Genomic DNA, 16,099 nt, shown 5'->3' on the forward strand with positions numbered 1-16,099 from the left:
ATGTCCATGCCCTTTGAAATAATCAGCGAAATGAGCAGTGGAATGATCCGCGGTCTGGGCACCGTCGTGGTGTTCGTGGCCTTCGTCGGCCTGACGCTGTGGGTGTTCAACAGCAAACGCAATCCGGAATTCGCCGAAGCGCGCCTCCTGCCGTTCGCCGACGAGCCGCCATCCGAAAACAGCACCCAACAAGAATCCGCCGCAAGGAGTACCCGGCCATGACCACCTTCTGGAGTACGTGGATCTGCGTACTGACCATCGGCAGCCTGATCGGCCTGACCTGGCTGCTGATCGGTACGCGCCGAGGGGAAACCAAGGGCAGCACCGACCAGACCATGGGCCACAGCTTCGACGGCATCGAGGAGTACGACAACCCGCTGCCGCAGTGGTGGTTCCTGCTGTTCGCCGCAACGTTGGTATTTGCCGTGGGTTATCTCGTGCTTTACCCGGGCCTGGGCAACTGGAAAGGTATCCTGCCCGGTTACGAGAACGGCTGGACCGGCGTCCACGAATGGGAAAAGGAAATGAACAAGGCTGACGCGAAGTTCGGGCCGATCTTCGCCAAATTCGCCGCCATGCCGGTGGAAGAAGTGGCCAAGGACCCGCTAGCGCTGAAAATGGGCGGCCGTCTGTTTGCCTCCAACTGCTCGGTGTGCCACGGCTCGGATGCCAAGGGTGCATTTGGCTTCCCGAACCTGGCCGACAGCAACTGGCGCTGGGGCGGCGATGCCGACATGATCAAAACGACCATCATGGGCGGACGCATGGCCGCGATGCCGGCCTGGGGTGAAATCCTCGGCGATGCGGGTGTGAAGAACGTTGCAGCCTATGTGCGTCATGAACTGGCCGGCCTTCCATTACCCGCCGGCAACACAGCCGATCTGCACGCCGGACAGCAAGCGTTCAGCGCCACCTGCGTAGCCTGTCATGGGGCAAACGGCCAGGGCACTGAAGCCATGGGAGCGCCGAAGCTGACGCAACCGGCCGGTTTTATCTACGGTACAAGCCTGGGGCAGCTTGAACAAACCATTCGTCATGGTCGCCAGGGTCATATGCCAGCGCAGAACGAACTGCTCGGCAACGACAAAGTGCAATTGCTGGCTGCTTACGTGTACAGCCTGTCTCACGGGTTGAGCACTGAGCGTTTACAGGCTGAAGGCAAAAGCGAATAAATCTCGTCCGCTCTGCTGCCGCATTCACCCGGATGCGGCAGTTCCCTGCCCCTTTGCGACGCATTGTCGCACCCTCCCCTGGTCTTCCTTTCAGTTCACCGGATTCGGGTCTAAGCTTCCTTGCGATGCGGACTGGCCAACACCGGTTCCAGGTCGATCCAAACCCTATGTGTGACGAATTTGCTCGATGACAGGCCGCAAAGGCTGGTAGATACCGGCTGTCGTGCCCATTGCCATCTATTGCCCGATCGTCGTGTTTGAACACACCCAGTTACATCCGACCTGACCCCTCGCCTTTTTCATCCGCTACGGCATTTTGTCCGAGGGCAATTTTGTCCTTACGCGGCGCATGGAAAGGCCGCAGAATCAGCTTTGGAAAGCATTGACCCAGGTCATGGCGCGTTGCAATACCCCCCCGCTTTCTCCATACTTGCGGCCGATTTTTATCCTAATAAAACACCCAAACCGTGGAACCTTAGAATGAGCACAGCAATCAGTCCGACTGCTTATAACTATAAGGTAGTCCGCCAGTTCGCCATCATGACGGTGGTCTGGGGGATCCTTGGCATGGGGCTCGGTGTCTTCATCGCCTCGCAACTGGTCTGGCCGGAGTTGAACTTCGGTCTGGCATGGACGAGCTTTGGACGCCTGCGCCCGCTGCACACCAACCTGGTGATTTTCGCCTTCGGTGGTTGTGCTCTGTTTGCCACTTCCTATTACGTCGTGCAGCGAACCTGCCAAACGCGACTGATTTCCGACAGCCTCGCGGCCTTCACCTTCTGGGGATGGCAAGCGGTGATCGTCGGCGCGATCATTACCTTGCCGATGGGTTTCACCACCACCAAGGAATACGCGGAACTGGAATGGCCCCTGGCTATTCTGCTGGCCATCGTCTGGGTTACCTACGGTCTGGTGTTCTTCGGCACCATCGTCAAGCGCAAGACCAAACACATCTATGTCGGTAACTGGTTTTACGGTGCCTTCATCGTCGTGACCGCGATGCTGCATATCGTCAACCACGCGTCCCTGCCGGTCAGTTTCTTCAAGTCCTACTCGGCTTACTCGGGTGCGACTGACGCGATGATCCAGTGGTGGTACGGCCACAACGCGGTAGGTTTCTTCCTGACCACCGGCTTCCTGGGAATGATGTACTACTTCGTTCCGAAGCAGGCCGAGCGTCCGATCTACTCCTATCGTCTGTCGATCGTGCACTTCTGGGCGTTGATCACCCTGTACATCTGGGCCGGTCCGCACCACCTGCACTACACCGCACTGCCGGACTGGGCTCAGTCCCTGGGCATGGCGATGTCGATCATCCTGCTGGCTCCCAGCTGGGGCGGCATGATCAACGGCATGATGACCCTGTCGGGCGCCTGGCATAAGCTGCGCACCGACCCGATCCTGCGTTTCCTTGTGGTATCGCTGGCGTTCTACGGCATGTCGACCTTCGAAGGCCCGATGATGGCCATCAAGACCGTCAACTCGCTGTCGCACTACACCGACTGGACCATCGGCCACGTACACGCCGGAGCCTTGGGTTGGGTAGCGATGATCTCGATCGGCGCGATCTACCACATGATCCCGAAACTGTTCGGTCGCGTGCAGATGCACAGTATCGGCCTGATCAACGCGCACTTCTGGCTCGCAACCATCGGTACCGTGCTGTACATCGCTTCGATGTGGGTCAACGGCATCACCCAGGGCCTGATGTGGCGTGCAATCAACGATGACGGCACCCTCACCTACTCGTTCGTCGAAGCGCTGCAAGCCAGCCACCCTGGTTTCATCGTTCGTGCCCTGGGCGGTGCGTTCTTTGCCAGCGGCATGCTGCTCATGGCCTACAACGTGTTCCGTACCGTTCGCGCCTCGAACCCGGTTGAAGCCGAAGCCGCTACCAAGATTGCTGTAGTTGGAGCTCACTGATGAAGCATGAAGCAGTCGAGAAGAATATTGGCCTGCTGGCCTTCTTCATGGTTATCGCCGTCAGCATCGGCGGCTTGACTCAAATCGTTCCGCTGTTTTTCCAGGACGTCACCAACAAGCCGGTCGAGGGCATGAAGCCTCGCACCGCCCTTGAACTGGAAGGCCGCGACGTGTACATCGCCAACGGTTGTGTCGGCTGCCACTCGCAGATGATCCGCCCGTTCCGTGCTGAAACCGAACGTTACGGCCACTACTCGGTCGCCGGTGAAAGCGTTTGGGACCACCCGTTCCTGTGGGGTTCCAAACGTACCGGCCCGGACCTGGCCCGTGTTGGCGGTCGTTACTCCGATGACTGGCAGCGTGCGCACTTGTACAACCCGCGCAACGTGGTGCCTGAGTCGAAAATGCCGGCCTACCCGTTCCTCGTGGAAAACAAGCTCGACGGCAAAGACACCGCCAAGAAAATGGAAGTCTTGCGCACGCTCGGCGTCCCTTACACCGACGAAGACATCGCCGGCGCCAAGGATGCCGTGAAGGGCAAAACCGAAATGGACGCGCTGGTGGCCTATCTGCAAGGCCTGGGCACCATCATCAAAAGCAAACGGTGATTTAGATGGATATCGGGATGATTCGTGGCCTGGGCACCGTTGTTGTGATGGTGGCCTTCATCGGTCTGGCGCTGTGGGTGTTCAGCCCCAAGCGCAAGTCGGAGTTTGAAGACGCGACCTTGCTGCCTTTTGCGGATGATCCCGAAGCCATCAAGCACGTCGAGCAAGCTTCTAGGAGTAACAAAGAATGACTACGTTCTGGAGTCTGTACGTCACAGTCCTCAGTCTCGGCACCATCTTCGCCCTGACCTGGCTGTTGCTGTCCACCCGCAAGGGCCAGCGCAGCGAAGCCACCGAAGAGACGGTTGGCCACTCCTTCGACGGGATCGAGGAGTACGACAACCCCCTGCCGAAATGGTGGTTCATGCTGTTCGTGGGCACCATCATCTTCGCCCTCGGCTATCTGGTGCTGTACCCGGGCCTGGGTAACTGGAAAGGCCTGTTGCCGGGTTACAACTACCTCGATAACGAGAAGCAGACCGCGTTCGCCAACGGCCAGACCGGCTGGACCGGCGTTCACGAGTGGGAAAAGGAAATGCTTAGGTCGGACGCCAAATTCGGCCCGATCTTCGCCAAATTCGCTTCCATGCCGATCGAAGAAGTCGCCAAAGACCCGCAAGCCCTGAAGATGGGTGGCCGCCTGTTCGCCTCCAACTGCTCGGTCTGCCACGGTTCCGACGCCAAAGGCGCCTACGGCTTCCCTAACCTGACCGACGCCGACTGGCGCTGGGGTGGCGAGGCAGAAACCATCAAGACCACCATCATGGGCGGTCGCCATGCCGTGATGCCGGCCTGGGCTGAAGTGATCGGTGAACAAGGCGTTGCCGACGTTGCCGCGTTCGTGGTGACCAACCTCGATGGCCGCAAGCTGCCGGAAGGCGCCAAGGCCGACCCGGTTGCCGGCCAGAAACTGTTTGCCGCCAACTGCGTGGCATGCCACGGTCCTGCCGGCAAAGGCACCCCAGCCATGGGCGCCCCTGACCTGACTCACCCGGCCGGGTTCATCTATGGTTCGAGCTTCGCTCAACTGCAGCAGACCATCCGTTACGGCCGTCAGGGCCAGATGCCTGCGCAAGAACAGCTGCAAGGCAACGACAAGGTTCACCTGCTGGCTGCTTACGTCTATAGCCTGTCTCATGGTGAAAAAGCACCGGGAGCAGACGCCCAGTAAGGCATATGCCTGACCAATATAAAGGCCCCGCCAATGAAAGTTGGCGGGGCCTTTTTATTCGCCGACCGGCACAAGCGGTGGTCACGCAGATGACGCGGACGTGGGTCGGTTAGCTGTTACTTGCGCACTTGCGCTTCGCCTGCTACTTGACGACTAGGCCAGTTATTGCCTTTGACTACGCTGACCTCAAGGGCCTGCCTGTCCTCAGTGAAGCTGGCGATCAGATACGTTTGTTGCGAAGACGATCCGCTCAGGAAAACCGGCACATCGCCAAAAAGCTCTTCGCCACGGCCATACCATCCAACGCCCCAATGGTCATGACCACCGAACACCGCGGTAACCTTGTAGGTGTTGATCATCTCCCTGAAGCGCTTGATCTGAGCCGCGCTAGCCTTTCTCCAGTCATAGACCTTGTGCATGTTCAAGATAATGATCTTTCCGTCAGCCCGTGCCCGAGCCAGATCTTTATCCAGCCAATCAAGCGCATCGGTGATTTCATAGGTGGTTGTCTTAACGATCCCTGAAGTGAAGGTAACGGTATAAGTCGGCTCCTTGTGCAACTGAACCATGTGCACATCACCGAAGGTTTTTGAATAGGCGAGGCTGCCGTAATAGGTTGTGCCTAGCCCCGAAGCTCGAGCCGCCAAGTCCATAGAATTAACTTTACCCCAATAACGGCTTTTTAAATCATTAACACTCCCAGCCGCACAGTTATTGAGAAAGCAATCGTCTACGTTATTGGCATAATCGTGATTACCCAGCCCATAGTCATAAAGACCTCCGAGTTGCTTATCCAGGATAGATTTGATGGTGGATCGCTCGCCGCCATGGCCGAAAGCCGTCATATCGCCGTTGATCATCACCGGAATGCGGCCAGGGTCCTGGCTAAAGTTACGTCTGAAATTGGCAATATCCGAATACTGGGTCTCAATCAACCCACGCGAACGTTTGTCGCGATCCGAGCTGGATTCCTCCCAGCTATAATCAGAACTTTCAGTCCACGGAAATTGCGGATCCGACGCAAAAATCATATGACTTGGCCCCCCAGTCGAGGCCGCTGCACAGATAGAAAAAAAAGCCCACAGTAACGCCACACCCAGCAACTTTTTTATTTCCTTATATAACCTCATCGAACACCCACTCCATTGGATAAATAATATTTGATCATCGTGCAACGAACAACAATCGCCACCTGCAAACAAATACCCCATCCAACAAACAACCACAAGGAAACATATCCAATCAATATTACCCAATCATTACTCGCACACCTGAACAGAACAATATAAGTTCAACACTGATCATTACTGACGGAATGGATTCCCATGAAACTATCAAATCACTCAACACTCCTCGCCTGCCTGATACTCGCCTGGAGTTTGCCTACCCTGTATGCGGTCGCCGCTGATCTGTCGCCACGATATATTGTCTTTGCCTCAGACCCGAAGTTTCCCTCAAGTGAAAAGTCCGACAATGGAGAAATCGAATCCGCCGCTAACACCGAAGAACGCTCGCGATGGTTAATCAATACGCAATACTCCAGCATTGCTGACTTCAGAACACAATCAGGGGGAGCCGCCACGGTTCCCGTTATGATTAATGGCAACCTGACCGCTTCCGGACTGGGTAGTCAACGCACTTACATCAGGACTGTACTGCAAAATAAACTCGATAACGTCTATGACTACGGCCTAGGAAATCATGACTACGATTTAAACGTCGCGAGCTGTTCCAGCTGCGCGGCTGGGAGCGTCGATGACCTCAAGGATCGGTATTGGGGAAAGCTTCAGAACATGGACCTCGCCGCCAGAGCGTCCGGATTTACGAAAATCTGGTATGGAAGCCTGGCGTACTCCAAGGACTTTGGGGATGTTCACCTGATCCAACTGCATAATGAACCGACTTATGCAGTCAATTTTTCCACGCAATCCTTTTTCAATACGACCGCCTATGAAATTACCCCATCCCTCGACTGGCTGGAACGTGATCTGCAACGAGCACGCGCCGAGGGGAAAATCATCTTGCTTAATTTGCATCAGCCATTTAGCTGGCCGGTCAAGGAAAGCGAAATCATGCGTTTCAAAAAGCTGATTGAAGACTACGGCGTGACTGCCGTGTTTTCCGCCAATGCGCATAAGCAAAGCGGGATGTACGAATCCAGCAACTACATCTACGGCGACATTCCCTTGTTCATGAGTGGCTCTGCGACCCGGCAGAGCTGGCTGTACGCCAGCTTCTCTACCGACAGAAAGCAACTGACGGTTTACGTCATCGCCGACAACGATTGGCACAATCCCGTCGCCACACACACCATCCCGGTGAAATAAGGCTCGCATCGAGGTCAGCGGATTCCGCTGGCCTCGATGCCCACCACAAGGCAGCTATACTGCGTAAGTCAATTGACCTGCATCATGCTTTGTTATATTCGCTACACCATCCATGATTGTTCCCCAACGCGACCAAAGGTCGCACCCTTGTGCTAGAGCTACAGGCGTATCATTGCGCCACTGCAACACCTCTTTTTGACCGCGGTCGGCACGTACTGACCGGGGCATTTTTCCACTGCCGTGGGATGCAACGATGAGCAATCAGATTCCGGTACACGACGTCACTCCACCTGCCAAAAACGCCAACAACAGCGTCGATCTCTACGCCTCTCGAGAAAAAATCTACACCCGCGCTTTCACCGGCCTGTTCCGTAACCTGCGAATGATCGGCGGTGCCGGGCTGTTTCTGCTGTATTTCGGCACGGTGTGGCTGAACTGGGGTGGTCATCAAGCCGTCTGGTGGAACCTGCCGGAGCGTAAATTCTTCATCTTTGGCGCCACCTTCTGGCCCCAGGATTTCATCCTGCTCTCGGGCATTCTGATCATCAGTGCGTTTGGCCTGTTCTTCATTACCGTGTATGCCGGCCGGGTCTGGTGCGGCTATACCTGCCCGCAAAGCGTCTGGACCTGGATCTTCATGTGGTGCGAAAAGGTCACCGAAGGCGATCGCAACCAGCGCATCAAACTCGACAAGGCGCCGATGAGCGCCAACAAATTCCTGCGCAAGTTCAGCAAGCACACGATGTGGCTGCTGATCGGTTTCGTGACCGGCATGACCTTCGTCGGTTACTTCTCACCGATTCGCGAATTGGTGATCGAGTTCTTCACCGGTCAAGCCGATGGCTGGTCGTATTTCTGGGTCGGTTTCTTCACCCTCGCTACCTACGGCAACGCCGGTTGGTTGCGCGAGCAGGTGTGCATTTACATGTGCCCGTATGCACGCTTCCAGAGCGTGATGTTCGACAAGGACACGCTGATCGTCTCCTATGACCCGCGCCGTGGCGAAAGCCGTGGTCCGCGCAAGAAAGGTATCGACTACAAGGCTCAGGGCCTGGGCGATTGCATCGACTGCACCATGTGTGTCCAGGTCTGCCCCACTGGTATCGACATCCGCGACGGCTTGCAAATCGAATGCATCGGCTGCGCGGCGTGCATCGACGCCTGCGACAACATCATGGACAAGATGGATTACCCGCGCGGGCTGATCAGCTACACCACCGAGCACAACCTCTCTGGGCAAAAAACCCATAAACTGCGCCCACGTCTGATCGGTTATGCCTTGGTGTTGCTGGCGATGATCGCGTTGCTGGTGACTGCATTCTTCATGCGCTCGCTGGTCGGTTTCGATGTCAGTAAAGACCGCGTGTTGTACCGTGAGAACGCCGAAGGCCGGATCGAAAACGTCTACAGCCTGAAGATCATGAACAAGGACCAGCGCGACCATACCTATGTGCTGGAAGCCACCGGCCTGCCGGACCTCAAGCTGCAAGGCAAGCGCGAAATAAAAGTCGCCGCCGGAGAGATTTTCAGCCAGCCGGTCGAACTGTCCAGCGCACCGGAACAACTGCCGTCGAGCACCAACGAGGTGAAATTCATCCTCAAGGATGCCGATGACGCCAGCGTTCATGTTGAAGCCAAGAGCCGATTCATCGGCCCACAAATTCGTTGAGAGAAGTGATCATGCCCGCAGCAACTGCCGCAAGTCCCTGGTACAAGCACCTTTGGCCGTGGATCATCATCGCCATCCTGGCCTGCTCGGTGGCCTTGACCCTGTCGATGGTGACCATCGCGGTGAACAATCCGGACAACCTGGTCAACGACAACTATTACGAGGCTGGCAAGGGCATCAACCGTTCGCTGGACCGCGAACTGCTGGCCCAGACCCTGCTGATGCGCGCCAGCGTTCATCTGGATGACGTGACCGGCGAAGTCGACCTGCGCCTGAGCGGCAACAGCCAGCCGAAAACCCTTGAGCTGAACCTTATTTCGCCGACCCAGCCGGAGAAGGATCGCAAGATCACCCTGGCCCGCAGCGAAACGGAACAGGGCCGCTACATTGGCCAGTTGAACGACAAGATTGAAGGTCGCCGCTTTATCGAATTGCTGGGTGTTCAGGATGACAAGATTTGGCGCATGTTCGAAGAAGAACTGGTCAGCCACGACAAGGATCTGCTGCTGGGCGATGAGCCGCTGCAGGGTGCGGAAGACCTGAAAAAATAAGCCTTATCCTGATCGTTCCCATGCTCTGCGTGGGAACGCAGCCAGGGACGCTCTGCGTCCCAGCCGAAGCGGACGCGGAGCGTCCGGGGAGGCATTCCCACGCAGAGCGTGGGAACGATCATCGGACAACGCCTCATGACCACTCCAACCCCCTGCTACCACTGCGCCCTGCCCGTCCCGGCCGGCAGCCGCTTCACAGCCGCCGTTCTCGGGGATACCCGCGAGTTCTGCTGCCCGGGTTGCCAGGCGGTGGCCGAGGCCATCGTGGCCGGTGGGCTGGAAAGCTATTACCAGCATCGCAGCGAAGCTTCGGCCAACCCCGAAGCCTTGCCGGTACAGTTGGTGGACGAGTTGGAACTCTACGACCGCGCCGACGTGCAACAACCCTTTGTCCGCCACGAAGGCGAACTCGCCGAAACCACTCTGTTGATGGAAGGCATCAGTTGCGCCGCCTGCGGCTGGTTGATCGAGAAGCACCTGCGGGCTTTGCCGGCGGTGGCCGAAGCACGCCTGAACCTGTCCAACCATCGTCTGCATGTGCGCTGGGCCGACGCGCAATTGCCGTTGAGCCAGCTACTCAGCGAATTGCGCCACATCGGTTACGCCGCCCATCCGTATCAGGCCGACCGCGCCAGCGAACAACTGGCCAGCGAAAACCGCCTTGCCCTGCGTCAACTCGGGGTCGCCGGACTGCTGTGGTTCCAAGCGATGATGGCGACTATGGCCACGTGGCCGGAATTCAACATTGACCTCAGCCCCGAGCTGCACACTATCCTGCGCTGGGTCGCGCTGTTTCTGACTACCCCGATCGTGTTTTACAGCTGCGCGCCGTTCTTCAAGGGCGCGATGCGCGATCTGCGCACCCGTCACCTGACCATGGACGTTTCGGTGTCGCTGGCGATCGGCAGTGCCTATATCGCCGGGATATGGACCTCGATCACCGGGGTCGGCGAGTTGTATTTCGATGCGGTGGGGATGTTTGCGCTGTTCCTGCTGGCCGGACGTTATCTGGAACGTCGCGCCCGGGAACGCACCGCCGCCGCGACCGCTCAACTGGTCAATCTGTTGCCCGCCTCCTGCCTGCGACTGAATGTCGACGGTCAGAGCGAGCGGATTTTGCTCAGCGAGTTGCGCGTGGGTGATCAGGTGCTGGTGCACCCCGGTGCGATTTTGCCGGCCGACGGCAAGATCCTCGACGGCCAGTCGAGCATCGACGAATCCCTGCTCACCGGCGAATACCTGCCACAACCTCGAACCCCGGGCGATGCCGTCACCGCCGGGACCTTGAACGTTGAAGGTGCGTTGACCGTGGAAGTCCTGGCGCTGGGTCAGGACACACGCCTGTCAGCCATCGTCCGCCTGCTGGATCGCGCCCAGGCCGAGAAGCCGCGACTGGCGGAAATCGCCGACCGCGCCGCGCAATGGTTTTTGCTGTTATCGCTGATCGCCGCCGCCGTCATCGGCCTGGTCTGGTGGGAGCTGGATTCAGCGCGAGCGTTCTGGATTGTCCTGGCGATGCTGGTTGCGACGTGCCCGTGCGCCTTGTCGCTGGCCACGCCAACCGCCCTGACGGCTGCCACCGGAACGCTGCATAAACTGGGGCTTTTGTTGACACGCGGCCATGTGCTGGAAGGCCTGAATCAAATCGACACGGTGATTTTCGACAAGACCGGCACCCTCACCGAAGGTCGCCTGGCCTTGCGTTCGATCCGACCGCTTGGGGCGCTGACCAGCGATCAATGCCTGAGCCTCGCCGCCGCCCTGGAAAACCGCTCCGAACACCCGATTGCCCGGGCTTTTGGCCGCGCGCCGCTAGCCGCCGAGGAAGTTCACAGCATGCCGGGGCTGGGCCTGGAGGGATTGGTCGGCACACAACGCCTGCGCATTGGCCAACCGGGGTTTGTCTGCGAACTCAGCGGCGCTCAAACGCCAGTAATGCCTGATGAGCCCGGCCAATGGCTACTGCTCGGCGACAGCCAAGGGCCGCTGGCGTGGTTCGTGCTCGATGACCGTTTGCGCACCGACGCGCCCGCCCTACTGGCGGCATGCAAGGCTCGCGGCTGGCGCACGCTGCTGCTGTCCGGTGACAGCTCGCCGATGGTCGCCAGCGTCGCTGCCGAATTGGGCATCGACGAGGCCCGTGGCGGTTTGCGTCCGGACGATAAATTGCAGGTGCTGCAACAACTGCACAAGGAAGGTCGCAAGGTGTTGATGCTCGGTGACGGGGTCAACGACGTGCCGGTGCTGGCCGCCGCCGACATCAGCGTGGCAATGGGTTCGGCCACCGATCTGGCGAAAACCAGTGCCGACGCGGTGCTGCTGTCGAACCGCCTCGACGCGCTGGTGCAAGCCTTCAGCCTGGCCCGACGCACCCGTCGGGTCATCATCGAGAACTTGCTGTGGGCGGCGCTGTACAATGGCCTCATGTTGCCGTTCGCCGCCCTCGGCTGGATCACCCCGGTATGGGCCGCGGTCGGCATGTCGATCAGCTCGTTGATCGTGGTGCTGAATGCCCTGCGCCTGACTCGCTTGCCGAGCGCGCCGGCTGTCGGCACCACGCCAGAAACCCGCCCGCTGCCGGCCTGAGCCGCGCGGGCATGGAGTCCAAATGCCAGCTCTCTACGTGATGATCCCGGCCGCGCTGCTGATCGTGGCCATCGCTATTTATATCTTCTTCTGGGCAGTCGACAGCGGTCAGTACGACGACCTCGACGGCCCGGCCCACAGCATCCTGTTCGACGATCAGGACCCGAACCACCAGGCAGCGGTCGACGAGGCCAGCGGCCAACAGGCCAAACCGGACGACAAGGCGCCGCCCCATGCTTGAGTTGGCGCCACTGGTGGTCTCTGCGCTGATCCTCGGCCTGCTCGGCGGTGGGCATTGCCTGGGCATGTGCGGCGGCTTGATGGGCGCATTGACCCTGGCGATTCCCAAGGAACAGCGCAGCCGACGCTTTCGATTGTTGCTGGCCTACAACCTGGGGCGAATTCTCAGCTACGCCGCGGCCGGCCTGCTGATCGGCCTGGCCGGCTGGGCCGTGGCCAATAGTCCGGCGGCGATGTTCATGCGCATCCTCGCCGGATTGCTGCTGATCGCCATGGGCCTGTACCTGGCCGGTTGGTGGAGTGGCCTGACCCGTATCGAAAGCCTCGGCCGTGGCCTGTGGCGGCATATCCAGCCAGTGGCCAACACACTATTGCCCGTCTCGAACCTGCCCCGCGCCCTGCTGCTGGGCGCACTGTGGGGCTGGCTGCCGTGCGGGCTGGTTTACAGCACATTGCTATGGTCGGCGAGCCAGGGCAATGCGCTGGACAGTGCATTACTGATGCTGGCATTCGGCCTGGGCACCTGGCCGGTGCTGCTCGCCACTGGGCTTGCCGCCGAGCGAGTCACAGCGCTATTGCGCAAACGCAGCGTACGCATGGCCGGTGGCTTGCTGGTGATGGTGTTCGGCATCTGGACCTTGCCGGGGCCGCATCAGCATTGGCTGATGGGGCATTAGATCGGCGGTGTGCGCCCTTCGCGGGCAAGCCTCGCTCCTACAAGGTTATGCGCCAATCCTGTAGGAGCGAGGCTTGCCCGCGAAGAGGCCCTCACCGACAACACAAATCCCGACCCTTGATGCAAATCAAGATGCCTTTGCGCACTTCTCCCTAGACTCGCCCACACTGCCAGCCTATCCGGGGGAATGCCCGCATGCTCGACGCCATTCGTTGGGACACAGATCTGATCCGCCGTTACGACCTGGCGGGACCGCGCTACACCTCGTATCCGACCGCCGTGCAATTCGACAGCCAGGTCGGCACCTTCGACCTGTTTCATGCCCTGCGCGACAGCCGTAAAGCCCTGCGCCCGCTGTCGCTGTACGTGCATGTGCCGTTCTGCGCGAACATCTGCTACTACTGCGCCTGCAACAAAGTCATCACCAAGGACCGTGGTCGCGCCCTGCCCTATTTGCAGCGCCTGGAACAGGAAATCCAGCTGATTGCCTGCCACCTCGACCCGACGCAGAAAGTCGAGCAACTGCATTTCGGCGGTGGCACTCCGACCTTCCTCAGCCACGACGAACTGCGCCAACTGATGGCGCAGCTGCGCAAGCATTTCACCTTGCTGGACGACGATTCCGGCGACTACGGCATCGAGATCGACCCTCGCGAGGCCGATTGGTCGACCATGGGCCTGCTCCGGGAACTGGGTTTCAACCGGGTCAGTATCGGCCTGCAAGACCTCGATCCGGTGGTACAACGGGCGGTCAATCGCCTGCAAAGCCTGGAAGAAACCCGTGCGGTGATCGATGCCGCTCGAACCCTGCAATTTCGCTCGATCAACATCGATCTGATCTACGGCTTACCGAAGCAGACGCCCGAGAACTTCGCCCGCACGGTCGATGAAGTCATCAACCTGCAACCCGACCGGCTCTCGGTGTTCAACTACGCCCATCTGCCGGAACGCTTCATGCCGCAACGGCGGATCAACAGCAACGATCTACCGGCTCCGGCGCAAAAGCTGGAAATGCTCCAGCGCACCATCGAACAGCTGACAGCCGCCGGTTACCGCTACATCGGCATGGACCACTTCGCCCTACCCGACGATGAACTGGCGATTGCTCAGGAAGAGTCGACCCTGCAACGTAACTTTCAGGGCTACACCACCCATGGTCATTGCGATTTGATCGGTCTGGGGGTATCAGCCATCAGCCAGATCGGCGATTTGTACTGCCAGAACAGCAGCGACCTGAACCAATACCAAAACGCGCTGGCGTCCGCTCAACTGGCCACCAGTCGTGGCCTGATCTGCAATGCCGATGACCGGCTGAGACGCGCGGTAATCCAGCAACTGATCTGCCATTTCAGCCTGGAATTCGCAACGATCGAACAAACCTTCAATATCGATTTTCGTGGTTATTTCGGCGAGCTTTGGCCTCAACTGCTGGGTATGGCCGAGGATGGACTGATCGAACTGGACAACCAACGGATCTGCGTACTCCCGGCAGGACGACTGCTGGTGCGCTCGGTGTGCATGGTCTTCGATGCGTACCTGGAACACAGCAATCGCCAGCGATTTTCCCGAGTGATTTAAAAGCTGAGGTTAAATTGTCGCAGGCTGGCCCGAATGTCCTCCCGTGGGTTACCCTTACGTCTTATGTGTGTTTTCCCACAAGGATTAAAGAAATGTCCGAGCCAGTAAAACTGCGCGCTCATAGCCAGGCCCATTGCAAGGATTGCAGCTTGGCCCCTCTGTGCCTGCCACTTTCTCTGAATCTGGAAGACATGGATGCGCTGGACGAAATCGTCAAACGTGGTCGCCCGCTGAAAAAAGGCGAGTTCCTCTTTCGCCAGGGCGACACGTTCGATTCCGTTTATGCAGTACGCTCCGGCGCCCTGAAGACGTTCAGCCTGAGCGATGTCGGCGAAGAACAACTCACCGGTTTCCATTTGCCGAGCGAACTGGTCGGCCTGTCGGGCATGGACACTGAAAAACACCCAGTCTCGGCGCAAGCCCTGGAAACCACTTCGGTGTGCGAAATCCCTTTCGAACGCCTTGACGAACTGGCCTTGCAACTGCCACAACTGCGCCGTCAGTTGATGCGAGTGATGAGCCGCGAGATTCGCGACGATCAGCAAATGATGTTGCTGCTGTCGAAGAAAACCGCCGACGAGCGCATCGCCACCTTCCTGGTCAACCTGTCGGCACGTTTCCGCGCACGGGGTTTCTCGGCCAACCAGTTCCGGTTGAGTATGTCGCGTAACGAAATCGGCAATTACCTGGGCCTGGCGGTGGAAACCGTGTCCCGGGTGTTCACCCGCTTCCAGCAAAACGAACTGATCGCGGCCGAGGGCAAGGAAATACACATCCTCGACCCGATCCAGCTCTGCGCCTTGGCCGGCGGCTCGCTCGACGGCTGATTCTGGCGATGGCGGCTGAGCGAAACGGTTCAGCCGCCGTTATACTGCGACGTTTGCAGCCCGCCAGGATACTTCGACGATGGTCTTCGATTCCTTCGACATCAAATCCCTGATCCGCCCCGTGATCGACTTCCCCAAGCCGGGCGTGATCTTTCGCGACATCACCCCCTTGTTCCAGTCACCCACGGCCCTGCGCCTGGTGATGGACAGCTTTGCCCATCGTTACGTCGAGGCCGACTTCACCCACATCGGCGCCATGGATGCCCGGGGCTTCCTGATCGGTTCGATCCTGGCCTATCAGTTGAACAAACCGCTGGTGCTGTTCCGCAAACAGGGCAAATTGCCGGCCGATGTGCTGGCCGAGGGTTATGCCACCGAGTACGGCGAAGCCTTTCTCGAAGTCCATGCCGACAGTCTGTGCGAGGGTGATGCGGTGGTGATGTTCGATGACCTGATCGCCACTGGCGGCACGCTGATCGCGGCGGCGAACCTGATTCGGCGCATGGGCGCGCGGGTGCATGAAGCGGCAGCGATCATTGACTTGCCGGAGCTGGGTGGTTCGCAGCGGCTGGAAGACATGGGGATTCCGACGTTTTGCCTCACGCAGTTTGCCCTTAGCGATAAATAAGCAGCGTCTGGAAGGACGCCTTCGCGGGCAAGCCTCGCTCCTTGTATGTTGTCCCTGACTCCAACGAGAGAGGTTACGCTCAAGGAGTCATACAACAGCAAGTGCGTTTCTGGGGGAGGCCGATCGCTCCTGAAGGCAGGATT

Annotated in this window: 16 protein-coding genes; 15 read left to right on the forward strand and 1 reads right to left on the reverse strand. The window is 58.7% G+C overall.

What is annotated here, in order from left to right:
* Positions 1 to 18 precede the first annotated feature (18 nt).
* From MEB48_RS26280 to ccoP (MEB48_RS26305), 6 genes are all read left to right on the forward strand, one after another.
* Positions 19 to 222 (forward strand): cbb3-type cytochrome oxidase subunit 3, encoded by a 204-nt coding sequence (locus MEB48_RS26280; RefSeq protein WP_237886716.1) that lies wholly within the window; start codon positions 19 to 21, stop codon positions 220 to 222.
* Positions 219 to 1,172 carry a cytochrome-c oxidase, cbb3-type subunit III gene (gene ccoP / locus MEB48_RS26285; RefSeq protein WP_237886704.1) on the forward strand — a complete coding sequence of 318 codons (954 nt, stop codon included), beginning with the start codon at positions 219 to 221 and terminating at the stop codon, positions 1,170 to 1,172. The genes MEB48_RS26280 and ccoP (MEB48_RS26285) overlap by 4 nt, the downstream gene beginning before the upstream one ends.
* A 480-nt stretch (positions 1,173 to 1,652) precedes the next feature.
* Positions 1,653 to 3,095 carry a cytochrome-c oxidase, cbb3-type subunit I gene (ccoN, locus tag MEB48_RS26290; protein ID WP_237886705.1) on the forward strand — a complete coding sequence of 481 codons (1,443 nt, stop codon included), beginning with the start codon at positions 1,653 to 1,655 and terminating at the stop codon, positions 3,093 to 3,095.
* Complete coding sequence (ccoO, locus tag MEB48_RS26295; protein ID WP_009042961.1) at positions 3,095 to 3,703, forward strand: cytochrome-c oxidase, cbb3-type subunit II; 609 nt, start codon at positions 3,095 to 3,097, stop codon at positions 3,701 to 3,703. Before ccoN ends, ccoO begins: the two co-directional genes overlap by 1 nt.
* Before the next feature lie 5 nt (positions 3,704 to 3,708).
* Positions 3,709 to 3,894 (forward strand): CcoQ/FixQ family Cbb3-type cytochrome c oxidase assembly chaperone, encoded by a 186-nt coding sequence (locus MEB48_RS26300; RefSeq protein ID WP_003175465.1) that lies wholly within the window; start codon positions 3,709 to 3,711, stop codon positions 3,892 to 3,894.
* Positions 3,891 to 4,874 carry a cytochrome-c oxidase, cbb3-type subunit III gene (gene ccoP / locus MEB48_RS26305; RefSeq protein WP_237886706.1) on the forward strand — a complete coding sequence of 328 codons (984 nt, stop codon included), beginning with the start codon at positions 3,891 to 3,893 and terminating at the stop codon, positions 4,872 to 4,874. The genes MEB48_RS26300 and ccoP (MEB48_RS26305) overlap by 4 nt, the downstream gene beginning before the upstream one ends.
* Positions 4,875 to 4,990: 116 nt before the next feature.
* Here ccoP (MEB48_RS26305) and MEB48_RS26310 read toward each other — a convergent pair whose 3' ends face one another.
* Positions 4,991 to 6,004: a metallophosphoesterase family protein gene (locus MEB48_RS26310; RefSeq protein ID WP_237886707.1), complete on the reverse strand. Its 1,014-nt coding sequence runs from the start codon at positions 6,002 to 6,004 to the stop codon at positions 4,991 to 4,993.
* Positions 6,005 to 6,199: 195 nt separating this feature from the next.
* Between MEB48_RS26310 and MEB48_RS26315 the strand changes: the two genes are divergently transcribed.
* The 9 genes from MEB48_RS26315 to MEB48_RS26355 all read left to right on the forward strand — a co-directional run bounded on the left by MEB48_RS26315 (position 6,200) and on the right by MEB48_RS26355 (position 15,956).
* Positions 6,200 to 7,201, forward strand: a complete 1,002-nt coding sequence (locus MEB48_RS26315; RefSeq protein WP_237886708.1) for a metallophosphoesterase family protein — start codon at positions 6,200 to 6,202, stop codon at positions 7,199 to 7,201.
* Positions 7,202 to 7,454: 253 nt separating this feature from the next.
* A complete protein-coding gene (ccoG, locus tag MEB48_RS26320; RefSeq protein WP_237886709.1) occupies positions 7,455 to 8,870 on the forward strand; it encodes a cytochrome c oxidase accessory protein CcoG in 1,416 nt (471 codons plus the stop codon).
* An 11-nt stretch (positions 8,871 to 8,881) separates the two neighbouring features.
* Entirely contained in the window at positions 8,882 to 9,421 is a 540-nt protein-coding gene (locus MEB48_RS26325; protein WP_095052000.1) for a FixH family protein, read from the forward strand.
* Positions 9,422 to 9,556: 135 nt separating this feature from the next.
* Positions 9,557 to 12,007, forward strand: a complete 2,451-nt coding sequence (locus MEB48_RS26330; protein ID WP_237886710.1) for a heavy metal translocating P-type ATPase — start codon at positions 9,557 to 9,559, stop codon at positions 12,005 to 12,007.
* Positions 12,008 to 12,029: 22 nt separating this feature from the next.
* Entirely contained in the window at positions 12,030 to 12,248 is a 219-nt protein-coding gene (gene ccoS, locus MEB48_RS26335; protein ID WP_237886711.1) for a cbb3-type cytochrome oxidase assembly protein CcoS, read from the forward strand.
* Positions 12,241 to 12,924 carry a sulfite exporter TauE/SafE family protein gene (locus MEB48_RS26340; protein ID WP_237886712.1) on the forward strand — a complete coding sequence of 228 codons (684 nt, stop codon included), beginning with the start codon at positions 12,241 to 12,243 and terminating at the stop codon, positions 12,922 to 12,924. Before ccoS ends, MEB48_RS26340 begins: the two co-directional genes overlap by 8 nt.
* 194 nt (positions 12,925 to 13,118) lie before the next feature.
* Entirely contained in the window at positions 13,119 to 14,501 is a 1,383-nt protein-coding gene (gene hemN / locus MEB48_RS26345) for an oxygen-independent coproporphyrinogen III oxidase (protein ID WP_237886713.1), read from the forward strand.
* Between the two features lie 92 nt (positions 14,502 to 14,593).
* A complete protein-coding gene (gene fnr / locus MEB48_RS26350; RefSeq protein WP_095051994.1) occupies positions 14,594 to 15,328 on the forward strand; it encodes a fumarate/nitrate reduction transcriptional regulator Fnr in 735 nt (244 codons plus the stop codon).
* A 79-nt stretch (positions 15,329 to 15,407) separates the two neighbouring features.
* Positions 15,408 to 15,956 (forward strand): adenine phosphoribosyltransferase, encoded by a 549-nt coding sequence (locus MEB48_RS26355; RefSeq protein ID WP_237886714.1) that lies wholly within the window; start codon positions 15,408 to 15,410, stop codon positions 15,954 to 15,956.
* Positions 15,957 to 16,099: the final 143 nt, after the last annotated feature.

The sequence above is a fragment of the Pseudomonas sp. PGPR40 genome (assembly GCF_022014505.1).
Taxonomy (GTDB): domain Bacteria; phylum Pseudomonadota; class Gammaproteobacteria; order Pseudomonadales; family Pseudomonadaceae; genus Aquipseudomonas.